12 protein-coding genes are annotated in these 10,487 nt (G+C 46.7%); 6 read left to right on the plus strand and 6 right to left on the minus strand.

Annotated features, from left to right (window positions below):
* The first annotated feature begins 76 nt into the window (after nucleotides 1-76).
* From VN429_RS04180 to VN429_RS04190, 3 genes are all read left to right on the plus strand, one after another.
* The gene (locus VN429_RS04180; RefSeq protein ID WP_325630114.1) at nucleotides 77-631 is read left to right on the plus strand and encodes a ferritin; all 555 of its coding nucleotides are present in this window, start codon (nucleotides 77-79) and stop codon (nucleotides 629-631) included.
* A gap of 144 nt (nucleotides 632-775) precedes the next feature.
* Nucleotides 776-1,111 carry a hypothetical protein gene (locus tag VN429_RS04185; protein ID WP_325630116.1) on the plus strand — a complete coding sequence of 112 codons (336 nt, stop codon included), beginning with the start codon at nucleotides 776-778 and terminating at the stop codon, nucleotides 1,109-1,111.
* 57 nt (nucleotides 1,112-1,168) lie between these two features.
* The gene (locus VN429_RS04190; protein WP_325630118.1) at nucleotides 1,169-2,020 is read left to right on the plus strand and encodes a hypothetical protein; all 852 of its coding nucleotides are present in this window, start codon (nucleotides 1,169-1,171) and stop codon (nucleotides 2,018-2,020) included.
* Between the two features lie 78 nt (nucleotides 2,021-2,098).
* Here the strand turns inward: VN429_RS04190 and alaS are convergent, their stop codons facing one another.
* The 6 genes from alaS to VN429_RS04220 form a co-directional block, all read right to left on the minus strand.
* Nucleotides 2,099-4,849, minus strand: a complete 2,751-nt coding sequence (gene alaS / locus VN429_RS04195) for an alanine--tRNA ligase (RefSeq protein ID WP_325630120.1) — start codon at nucleotides 4,847-4,849, stop codon at nucleotides 2,099-2,101.
* Between the two features lie 37 nt (nucleotides 4,850-4,886).
* On the minus strand, nucleotides 4,887-5,225 hold the full coding sequence (locus VN429_RS04200; protein ID WP_325630122.1) for an SWIM zinc finger family protein: 339 nt from the start codon (nucleotides 5,223-5,225) through the stop codon (nucleotides 4,887-4,889).
* Nucleotides 5,222-5,932 carry a Nif3-like dinuclear metal center hexameric protein gene (locus tag VN429_RS04205; RefSeq protein ID WP_325630124.1) on the minus strand — a complete coding sequence of 237 codons (711 nt, stop codon included), beginning with the start codon at nucleotides 5,930-5,932 and terminating at the stop codon, nucleotides 5,222-5,224. The genes VN429_RS04200 and VN429_RS04205 overlap by 4 nt, the downstream gene beginning before the upstream one ends.
* 86 nt (nucleotides 5,933-6,018) lie before the next feature.
* A complete protein-coding gene (locus VN429_RS04210) occupies nucleotides 6,019-6,663 on the minus strand; it encodes a response regulator (protein ID WP_325630126.1) in 645 nt (214 codons plus the stop codon).
* A 63-nt stretch (nucleotides 6,664-6,726) separates the two neighbouring features.
* The gene (locus VN429_RS04215) at nucleotides 6,727-7,344 is read right to left on the minus strand and encodes a hypothetical protein (protein WP_325630128.1); all 618 of its coding nucleotides are present in this window, start codon (nucleotides 7,342-7,344) and stop codon (nucleotides 6,727-6,729) included.
* On the minus strand, nucleotides 7,316-7,711 hold the full coding sequence (locus VN429_RS04220) for a hypothetical protein (protein ID WP_325630130.1): 396 nt from the start codon (nucleotides 7,709-7,711) through the stop codon (nucleotides 7,316-7,318). Before VN429_RS04220 ends, VN429_RS04215 begins: the two co-directional genes overlap by 29 nt.
* Nucleotides 7,712-7,849: 138 nt before the next feature.
* Here VN429_RS04220 and VN429_RS04225 point away from each other — a divergent pair, with 138 nt between their 5' ends.
* The 3 genes from VN429_RS04225 to VN429_RS04235 are packed head-to-tail and all read left to right on the plus strand — an operon-like array spanning nucleotide 7,850 to nucleotide 10,469.
* Nucleotides 7,850-9,361: a homocysteine biosynthesis protein gene (locus VN429_RS04225; protein WP_325630132.1), complete on the plus strand. Its 1,512-nt coding sequence runs from the start codon at nucleotides 7,850-7,852 to the stop codon at nucleotides 9,359-9,361.
* Nucleotides 9,358-9,744 (plus strand): 4Fe-4S binding protein, encoded by a 387-nt coding sequence (locus VN429_RS04230; protein ID WP_325630134.1) that lies wholly within the window; start codon nucleotides 9,358-9,360, stop codon nucleotides 9,742-9,744. Before VN429_RS04225 ends, VN429_RS04230 begins: the two co-directional genes overlap by 4 nt.
* Nucleotides 9,744-10,469 carry a UPF0280 family protein gene (locus tag VN429_RS04235; RefSeq protein ID WP_325630136.1) on the plus strand — a complete coding sequence of 242 codons (726 nt, stop codon included), beginning with the start codon at nucleotides 9,744-9,746 and terminating at the stop codon, nucleotides 10,467-10,469. The genes VN429_RS04230 and VN429_RS04235 overlap by 1 nt, the downstream gene beginning before the upstream one ends.
* The last annotated feature ends 18 nt before the right edge of the window (nucleotides 10,470-10,487 follow it).

The raw sequence follows: 10,487 nt of genomic DNA on the forward strand, positions 1-10,487 counted from the left end.
GAAGTTGTCGATAAACATTCCTTGATTTGTAAATCATCCCCTCATCAATAAATATGAGCAGAGCATATCAGCACTCATGGCACCTATACGAAAAACAACACCAAAGGGAGCAATGAACCCAAAACTCGAAAAAGCAATTAATGAACAGATTAATGCAGAGTTCTATTCAGCATACTTATACCTCTCAATGTCATCATGGTTCGACTCTACAGGTCTGAAAGGGTTTGCCAGCTGGGAACGTATTCAGGCAATGGAAGAGCGCGATCATGCCCTGAAATTCTTTGATTACCTATGCTCACGAGGAGGGCGGGTAGTGATGCAGGCTGTTGAGGCACCCCCATCATCATGGAAAAATCCACAGGATGCATTTGAGGCACAGCTTGATCATGAACTGAAGGTTACCGGAATGATCAACAATCTGGTGGACTTGGCTATGGCTGAAAAGGATCATGCAACAGTAAATTTCCTGCAGTGGTTTGTCAGTGAACAGGTGGAAGAAGAGGAGAATGCACGGACAACCCTGGAACAGTTAAAGATGATAAGCCAGGAGAAAGGTGTCGGACTGCTGTATATGCTGGATAAAGAGATGGCTACCCGGGTGTACACTCCTCCAACACCAGCAACAAATTAATTCTTAATTTTTTCACACAATTCGATTTCACTCATCCACCCGGCGTCTGGACTGCCATACCCATCATAATGCCAAGAGCCCACATTTTTTCAATCAATCTCTCTAACCGAAGTGGGGATATCAGGAGAGATACAACTACTTTGTATGGCACGTGTTCTCAGTGAAAAGGATATTCAGCTTCTCAAGATCATGGCACCAGAATTCAGCGGGGAGACCTGCAAGGGATCAGGTGTTCCATATAAATCCCTATTACCACCGATTGCAAACCATTACTCCACGGATCCAGACGATTTTGAGGCTCGTATAAAACGTCTTTCTGGTGATGATTTTCAATACCTTATCGAACTCATGCTCACCGGAGAAGAAGGGCTGCATTGTCTCTCACCAGAATTCTTTTTCCGCCTCGAAAAGTTAGTGAAAGCAAGCGCCGGACAGGATATTGCCCAAAAAATCGGGGCGCAGTATGCGATGGAATGCTGATATCCAACAAGGGGTATCGGCGATAAGGCCTAATATTCTGGGATCAGATCTCTTGGTATGTCATTGAGATCCCGGATTATCATCATTCTCCTTGTTGTAGCAGCCCTGATCTGCAGTGCTGATGCATATATAATCACCATTGATGCACCGGATCAGGTCAATCTTGGCAGCCCCCTGACAGTTACCGGGGAAACATCATTCCCTGAGAATACTTATTTTGATATCGTTCTCTTTTACTCAAAGTACACTGCCGGGGAAGTGGCAAGACAGAAAGTAATAGTGGATCAGAGCAGATTGTTCAGATCGGATTTCGAGACACGAGATCTTCAGAAGGGACAATACAAGGTTGAAATTCATAATATTGTGTCAGATGGGAAAGAGTTCGTTGAGAGTTCACTTGGCTCGTCATCAGTCACCCGCAGGGTTGTGATGATAGTAGATCGCTCAGATGAACTCGCTTTGGAGTCTTCTCATACTCAGGATATTGGATCTGCCCTGGTTGTAACAGGAAAGATAAAAGATCTAAATAACGGTGTGATCACTCTCCGGGCATTTGGTCCTGACAACTTTACATTTGGTCCCCAACAGTTGATCACCAGCCCTGGATATGCAGACAAGGACGGCCATTTCTCTACCAAAATACCAATCACACAAGCAGGAGAATATCAGGTCAGTCTTTCAGACAAAGAGGGATTTATCGGTGAACTCTCTTTCAATGTCACAGGTGGAGAGAACAACACACCAACAGTCAAAGAAACCCAGACTCCAACAGTTACACAGACACCAGTCCCAAATGAGACACAAAGTACCCCCACCCAGACCCCTCTCCCAACACCTACCAGGTCACCACTACCTGGTTTCATCGGAGTCTGTAGCGTTATTATGGCATTTGTTTTGTACCGGAGATAATAGTCTCCGGTTTTTGAGTAAGTCAGTTATGCCTTTTGAAAGCAGATAGAGATCAGAAAAAAGTATTTGTGAGGATAATTACCCATTCAGGGCAGTAATGATCATATCGCGACCTGATGCAAGAGCCTGATCGATCTTTGTCACATCTGGTCCGCCACCCTGTGCAAGGTTTGGCTTCCCACCACCTTTTCCTCCAAGGATGGTGCATACCGCAGCGATCAAATCTCCAGCCTTTATTGTGTCAATTCCGCTGGAAACCACTGCCCGTGCAGTTTCACCACCTGCAATCAGTAGTGCAACTCCCCCTGATGCAGAGATGCTCGTTGCAATTTTTACCAGTTCTACAGATGGAAGATCAATACGTTTGATCAGAACATTCTTACCATTGATCTCTTCTGAAGTCAGGTTTTTCAGTTCAAGCTCACTGACTTTAGCAGAAAGCCGCTCAATTTCCTTACGCTGATCCTTCCACTCACCAAAAAACCGCTGCGCAGTCGCGGGAAGTGCTTCATTCTGGACTGAAAATGCCTCTGCTGCACCAGTTAGAAGACCTTCCATCTGGTGAAGATACTGCACGGCAGCAAGACCTGCAGTGAACTCAAGCCGCTCAATTCCATCTTGTATATGTTCGACCCTGATGATCTTGATAAGACCAATATCACCGGTATGGGCGCAATGTGTTCCTGCACATGCCTCAATATCACCGGCAACCTTGACAACCCTGATCCTGGAACCTGGCGGAACTCCTCCCTGGTAAAGGCGGAATCCATACTTCTGCTCTGCATCAGTCCGATCTTCCCAGCCAATAGAGGTAGGAGTGTTTGCCATAACCAGCCGGTTTGCAGCAGCTTCGATCTTCTTGAGTTCTGCAGGTGTGATATGCTTGTAATGGCGGAGATCCATACGTGAACTAGTCTCACCCTTCTGGGCACCGGCCTGATGAATATGTGCACCAAGTACTTCCTGAGCAGCATGCAGAAGGATATGGGTTGCAGTATGGTGCCTCATCAGAGAAAGACGTCTCTCTTCATCGATGATTCCACGGATTGTATCACCTTTCTGAAGATTTCCTCCGGAGATCTTATGAAGAATTGAATTACCAAGTTTGATCGTGTCCTCGACACGGATTGTAAGTCCGTCTGGTGCCAGGATAAGACCAGTATCGCCAGGCTGACCACCACCTTCCGGATAGTAAAGAGTGGTATCCAGAACTACGTACCTGTTTTCGAGAACATCCAGGACTTTAGCTTCAAACTCCATCAAGCCCTGCTTCTCATAGTACAGTTTTTTGGTTTCTGGCAACTGGGCAAGCCGGTCAAGATAATCATAGAGGGGATTTCTTTCGGGTTCGCGTTCTGACTCGGAATGCTTGTCTGCAATCTGCGAGTAAAAATCATCTGGCAGATCAACTACAGCACCCTGCTCTGCAGCAAGATCGCGGACCATCTCTGGAGGAATACCATGAGAATCATAGAGGGTGACCATCTCGCTGAGCGGAATCTTCTCACACTTCTTTTTGTAACTCTGTGCAAGACGCTCGACCGTCCGAGTCCCTCTCTCCATGGTGGTCCGGTACTTCTCGATCTCACGCTCAATGATCTCATTGACCACTTCAGGATCCTGTTCGAACCTTTCAGTCCCGATGATCTTCATCTGTTTGCTGACCATCTCACCCAGGAAACTGTCCTCAATATTGAGGTCCTTCATCATCCTGAGTGTTCGCCTGATCACAAGACGTGCAAGATACCCATCCTTTACATTTGAGGGTACGATGCAGTCCCCGAGCATGTAGGAGAGGCACCGGGTGTGATCCACGATAGCATACACACTCTCCACCGGAGCAATCATCTTCTCAAGCTTCTCAACAGGGATATTGATCTGATCTGCAACCTTCTGCCTGAGCTCAAAGATACGCTGGCCCGAGATATCCATGAGACCTGCGAATTTTGCGTTTTCTCCAAGTATATGAATAAAGTCAGGATCGTTGAGGCGGTAACCAAGGCCAGCCTCCTGCATCACATGGCTAACCATTTCCGGAAAGACAGCATCATAGATCGTTGGAGAACCTTTCGAGGCCCAGACCAGACGCTCAAGGCCATAGCCAGTATCCACGATTCGAAGATTCATCGGGTAGTATGGGTTTCCTTCAAGCATGACCGGAGGTTTGTCGGTCTTTTGCTTTCCAAGACTCATGAAGACCAGGGTTGCTACTTCAAGCCCACCGATCAGAACCTCAACACTCGGTCCTGCATTTCCTCCTCCAATCCACGGGTGTTCCTTGTAGGTGACCCGGTTCATGTCAGCCCCGATACTTGCAAGGAACTGGTCACAGAGTTCTACTGTCCGATCCTTCCAGTATATTTCCTTCCCGCTTGAGTTGAAGGCGTGATGTGCCATCATCTCAAAGCAGGTCAGATGCCGGCCAGATCTTCCAACTGAGTCGAGATCATTGAGACGGATACAGGGCTGAGAAATTGTCAGTGGGTTTGCAGGTGGTGGAACAACTCCGCTTGTTACAAATGGCTGAAAATCAGCGATCGATGCAATGGTAAGGTAAATATCATCACGCCACCGAGCCGCAACAGGATAGCGAGATATCCGGGTATGGCCTTCCTTCTCATAGAAGGAGAGATATGCTTCCCGCATCTGATCCACGGTGTGAGCTTTGAAAAGAGGGTTTCCAATGAACTGATATGGTTCGCAGGGGGCATCCCCACAGACTGTTCGCTCGGGGTCCCTCGTCCAGAACGCTTTCCCGCACGAGGTACAGACCTTCCGTACCATATCCTGGGTACGGAAGTATTCGAGCTGATATTCTTCTTCCATCATGAAGATTCCCGCAGTGCCTTAGCTATTCTCCTGCCTTCTATAAGGCTGTACCACCCGAACCGTCAGCAAGGTCTTCATGGTACCAAAGATCGATCAGTTCAAACCTGCCGGTTATCCGGGCAACCTTCACTGCAAGAATATGAGCGCAACGACCTCCACGATGAAGAAAGTCATCACAGGAACAGAAATCATCCTCAACCACATACTCACCGGTGTCACCAACCACTACAAAAAAATCCCGATATCTTTTGACCCTGTTCTGGTCAACAATATCAAGGGCTTTCTTTCCCCGGCTCTTGTAATATGCACCAATTCTCTTTCTCATCCAGTCATTAAGCGGGGAGCCAGCCGCTAGATCCGAGAAGGGATCACTCATGGATATGTACTCAATACAGGCGGATCATCGATGTAGGTCCAGCCTTTTTTCCCTGCTAGGATCCGCATTGCAGGGGCTTCCAGTGCATAGTGAGTAGCTTCAAGGAGTGGCAAAGGAGATGATCTCGCCACTGAATGCTTAAGTTCTGCAGAAAGAAAGGCTTGTGCACCTACATCAGATGCTTCTTTGATCAGCACCGGATCAAAACCTGATCCCCCGACTACCGCAAGCCGCCTGATCTCACTTACTTTACCCCAGATCCGAAGTGAAGTACCTAAGTGATCAGCAATCATTGATGGTGTCAGATAGCAGTCTCCAACAACCCCGAGTGAGAGAGGCCTTACCGAACCGAGTCCAAGCAGACCAGCCAGACAATGATTCACTCCGGCAGCCGCAAGATCATAATTCGTGTGCATGACATACACATTGATTTCATGGCTAAGGAGATCTCGAAGGAGTGATGCATCTGAACCCTTTATGCTTGTGAGAGGATACCAGAAGGGGGTATGATGGGCAACAATCATATCTGCCCCCAACTCAATCACCTGCCTGACCACCGAAGCGGTGACATCAAGGCAGGTACAAACCCGGGTTATTTCCTGCTTTCCTTCTACTATCAGCCCGATCTTACCCTGATCAAATGGTTCTGCCAGATCTGGTGGAGCATAGGCTTCCAGATCAAGGACAATATCGTCCCGGTATATCATCGTCTTACATCTCCGTACACTTTTTTATTGAGAGCAAAATTAAAATTGATGACAGAAAGAGTATACCAGACCAGTTCATTAGAGGTTCAGCCCCTAATCGGAAGTGGAGGATAATCACGATTAATTGAAGATAATGTGTTCATCTTATCATCAATGAGCTCTTGAATCTCTCTCTGTTTGCGGGCAAAGAGCACTTCTTCTGATTCTGTTCCATTCGGAATACACCGGGGGTTTACAATCTCTTTCAATCCATTCAATGCCCGGACTTGTCGCGATAACAAAGTCCATTCAGTGCAAACATCAGAAGGAACACCTTTTGATTTGGCTCCTGTTGCATCCGCAAGCACTGTATCATACCATTCAAAGAACTTGTTGATATATTCACACAGATCATCATCAACGAATGGCTTTTTTATAAATCCACTGATCTGCTCACCAAAACGAAGGATTTCATCAGCGAAAACAGATTTTGCAGACGACATGAAAACCGGTATATCCTGCCCCTGGGGGAGGGTCTTTATCAGATCAAGTGTATCCCAGCCGTCAAGAGGATCCATCATAATATCCAGAAGTACGAGATCATAATGTTCAGATTTCAGGCGTTGTATCCCGTCACCTGCACTTTCCACTGCAATGCAGGTGTACCCGCATGCAGTAAGGGCATCACACTGTGCTTCTCTGAACACAGATTCATCGTCGATTATCAGTATATTCTTCTGTTTCTGGATCATGACGTGACCCCTGCCCGTATCTGTTATCATGTGTATGAATGAGGGAAAAATACTTCCATCCCTTCAATTTGTGAGTGATTTAGAGATTATACAAGCAAACTCTGTCTCTCCTTGTGATATTTCACCCTTGCAGATGAATACCGCTGCACGGATGAGATATACAAGATACGCATCATCTGATTCAGGTTCAGAAGAGTCAAGAATTTTTTTGGTCAGATTTAGTGCCTCATCGTCTGATCCGGTCTGAAGGAGGACCATTGCATGACTGATATAGGCAGAACATTTCCCAGGTCTCAACCTGCGACCTTTCCCTCCCTGTACAAACCATAAGGGATGATACGTACGTCTCCACTCAATAATATTCAGGAGCTGGCCGGCCTGTTCAAATATCATCTCTTCTGCAGATGCATTTTTGAAAATCTCCTGAAGTAAGGTAACTGCTTTGTCTAAATCCCCATCATTGTGCGAAACTTCCCTGACTGCAACCTTAAATATCTGCTCAAGGGGAGAAGGATATCTGCAGCAGAGTTGGGGAGCTATTCTGTCTGCCAACAGGTACCAAAGAACTGGAAGGAGTTCCTGTTCAGCAGATAATGTACCTGTAACCCCGGCCTTCTTTCCGGTTTCCGGATCTGCAAAAGAGGATGATGGATCAGACTTGTGACGCTTTTCTTGCTGCATGTTCAGCAACTACCCCGGCCATAATTGTCATTACAGGAATAACAAGATACCGAAGCCCTATCTGGAATGCATATGACATCAGATCAAATCCACTCAGGGGAATTAGGATCACAATATCAAGACCCCAGTTTATCAAAAGCCAGGCCACACCAGCGATATATCCGGCGGCCTGATATTCCAAAGTCATGACACTGAAGAGATGAATTATCAGGGCTGCACCGGTTAGGGCTCCGGCAACAATCATAATACTCTTAAACAACTGCTGATCTATTTGAAGTCCTCCTCCTGAATAGAACGGTATTGAAAGCAAAAACGGGATAAGCCATGTCAAAACCCCATACAGCAGAATACGTACACTATCACGCATAGATATCTCCGGTTGATGCAGCCAACCTGTCTGAACTCTTCATATTCACACAATTTCTCCTTAAATCAATATTTTTGGCACTTGCTGAATTATCCATTAAGAATATATAATTGATCAGACTGCGAAATAATTAGTAGTATGGATAAAACCATCGATGAGATCAACCGGCGGATAAGGGAGGGATCGGCCAGGGTGGTCACTGCCGATGAAATGCCCGCAATTGTCAGCGAACTTGGCGAAGAAGGAGCTCTTAAAGAGGTGGACGTAGTAACCACCGGGACATTTGGGGCAATGTGCTCTTCTGGTGCATTTCTCAATTTTGGTCATGCAGAGCCCCCTATAAAGATGGAACGTATCTGGCTCAATGACGTTGATGCATACGGGGGTCTTGCAGCAGTTGATACCTATATTGGAGCAACAAATAAATCGGTGACCCGGGCCGAGAATTACGGGGGTGCTCATGTCATCGAGGATTTTATTGCTGGAAAAGCGATCGAACTCAGGGCACAATCATCAGGATCAGATTGCTACCCCCGCCGTAATATTACTACAGAAGTACGGCTTGAAGATCTCAACCAGGCGATTATGGTCAACCCACGCAATGCTTATCAGCGTTACGACGGAGCCACCAATACTTCAGATGATACCCTTTATACCTACATGGGAACCCTCCTGCCCCATTCAGGAAATGTCACTTTCTCAGGAGCAGGAACCCTGAATCCCCTCTGTAATGATCCTGCTCTCAGGCTCATCGGAAGCGGAGTTCCGATCCTTCTTGGAGGTGCACCGGGGATGGTAGTTGGTGAGGGTACGCAGCATTCCTCTGCAGGAAACTTTGGAACCCTGATGACAACTGCGGATATGAATGATATGTCCACCGACTTTCTCAGGGCTGCATATATGTACAGATACGGACCGACCCTGTACATGGGAGTTGGAGTTCCTCTTCCTGTGCTTGATATCGAGGTGGTCAGAAGAACCGCAATCAGGGATGAGGATATTCCTGTGAGTATCAAAGATTACGGTGTTCCTTCAAGAAACCGTCCGTTAATCACCCAGGTAAGTTATGCTGATCTTAAAACCGGGAGGATCGAACTCAATGGCGAAGAGGTCAGGACCTCGTCACTCTCCAGTTACCGAAAAGCCCTGATAGTTGCAAGAACCCTGAAACAGTGGATAGAAGACGGACAGATGACATTATGTCTGCCAACAAGGCGCCTTGATCCCTCAAAACAGGTCAAACCAATGCGTGAGACCCGGAAGGTGGCACTTGTCCAGGAGATCATGCAGCGTAAGGTAGTAACTATCAAAGAAGATGAAGAGATACCTGAAGCTGCTAAAAAACTTTTAAAAGGCGAAACTAATCATCTTCCGGTCCTCAATGAACAGGGAAGACTGGTCGGGGTTGTAACAACCTTCGATGTTGCCAAAGCTGTAGCCCATCCGGAGCGCAAAGTCAGGGTAAAGGATGTCATGACTAGAAATGTGATCACTACCCGGTGTGATGAACCGGTTGATATTGCAGCACAAAAACTGGATCATCACCGGATAAGTGCACTTCCGGTAGTTGATGCGCAAAACCAGTGTATTGCCATACTTCATGCCAGTGATCTCGGAAAACTCTTCAAACTAGGAGGGCAGGGAGCATGAAACTGCTGGTAAAACTTTCACACAGAAGCCGGCCGGTAATCGCAGAGGTGGTCAAGGATACCGGAGTCCTGATCAATGTCGACCGGGCACGATCTGACGCTCACGAAGGAGAAGAGGCTCTGGTTGATGTGCCCGATGAATTCTGCCGGCTCATCAGTGAAAAGATGCGAGGTCTGGGTGCAGAGGTGAGCATCCTAGAAGAAGGAATACGGCATGATCGTGATGAATGTGTTGATTGTGGGTCATGTATTAGTGTCTGTCCAAAGGAAGTATTCTCATTTAACAGTGAATGGGAACTTCAGGTCGAGACAAAACGTTGTATACTCTGCGGCAGGTGTGTGATTGCATGCCCGCACCAGGCACTTTCAAATAATGATATCTGATGCCCATCAGATATCATTTTGAGTTACACGAGACTATTGCCACAATAGTTGCTGATCAGGACGAGGATATCAGAATTGCATGTCAGGGACTTACTGAAGCGAGGCATGAGATTGAGAAGTATATCCTCGTTGATCCTTTTTTTAAAACCAGCTTTGAACCCCTCCCGGTAACCTCATCGTCACAGATTATTAACCGGATGGCGGATGCTGCAGAGAAGGCTGGAGTTGGTCCCATGGCAGCTGTCGCTGGAGCTGTGGCAACTTTTGCCCTTCAGGATGTAATAGCTCAGGGATGCCAATTCTGTCTGATTGATAATGGTGGAGATATTGCACTCATTGCTGACCGGGAGATAACCATCGGTCTTTTTGCAGGGGAGTCACCTCTTTCTGGAAAATATGCTTTTCTATTAGAGCCTATATCAGGGATCTACGGGATTTGTACTTCATCAGCAACGGTAGGCCCCTCGATATCACTCGGAATTGCTGACAGTGTAACTGTCTTCAGTCCTGATCCCATACTTGCGGATGCAGTTGCAACATCTGCGTGTAATGAACTCACACTTGATGACCATACATGTCTGGAAAAATTGCCAGAAGGAATCGACGGAATTTTTGCAGTCTTCGGCGATAAAAGTGTGATATGGGGAGAGATTCCGAAAATAATTTCAGCAACAGTTAATGAGAACCTTATCACTGCCGGAGGGATCATCACTCCGGGCAAATGATTATTGGAAAAAGAATTG

It is taken from the genome of Methanospirillum sp., from assembly GCF_035560735.1.
Lineage (GTDB): Archaea > Halobacteriota > Methanomicrobia > Methanomicrobiales > Methanospirillaceae > Methanospirillum.

What these genes read in the sequence shown, in the direction of transcription:
- VN429_RS04180 (WP_325630114.1), top strand. Translation starts at nt 77, where the DNA reads ATGGCACCTATACGAAAAACAACACCAAAGGGAGCAATGAACCCAAAA.
- VN429_RS04185 (WP_325630116.1), top strand. Translation starts at nt 776, where the DNA reads ATGGCACGTGTTCTCAGTGAAAAGGATATTCAGCTTCTCAAGATCATG.
- VN429_RS04190 (WP_325630118.1), top strand. Translation starts at nt 1,169, where the DNA reads ATGTCATTGAGATCCCGGATTATCATCATTCTCCTTGTTGTAGCAGCC.
- alaS (WP_325630120.1), bottom strand. Translation starts at nt 4,849, where the DNA reads ATGATGGAAGAAGAATATCAGCTCGAATACTTCCGTACCCAGGATATG.
- VN429_RS04200 (WP_325630122.1), bottom strand. Translation starts at nt 5,225, where the DNA reads ATGAGTGATCCCTTCTCGGATCTAGCGGCTGGCTCCCCGCTTAATGAC.
- VN429_RS04205 (WP_325630124.1), bottom strand. Translation starts at nt 5,932, where the DNA reads ATGATATACCGGGACGATATTGTCCTTGATCTGGAAGCCTATGCTCCA.
- VN429_RS04210 (WP_325630126.1), bottom strand. Translation starts at nt 6,663, where the DNA reads ATGATCCAGAAACAGAAGAATATACTGATAATCGACGATGAATCTGTG.
- VN429_RS04215 (WP_325630128.1), bottom strand. Translation starts at nt 7,344, where the DNA reads ATGCAGCAAGAAAAGCGTCACAAGTCTGATCCATCATCCTCTTTTGCA.
- VN429_RS04220 (WP_325630130.1), bottom strand. Translation starts at nt 7,711, where the DNA reads ATGCGTGATAGTGTACGTATTCTGCTGTATGGGGTTTTGACATGGCTT.
- VN429_RS04225 (WP_325630132.1), top strand. Translation starts at nt 7,850, where the DNA reads ATGGATAAAACCATCGATGAGATCAACCGGCGGATAAGGGAGGGATCG.
- VN429_RS04230 (WP_325630134.1), top strand. Translation starts at nt 9,358, where the DNA reads ATGAAACTGCTGGTAAAACTTTCACACAGAAGCCGGCCGGTAATCGCA.
- VN429_RS04235 (WP_325630136.1), top strand. Translation starts at nt 9,744, where the DNA reads ATGCCCATCAGATATCATTTTGAGTTACACGAGACTATTGCCACAATA.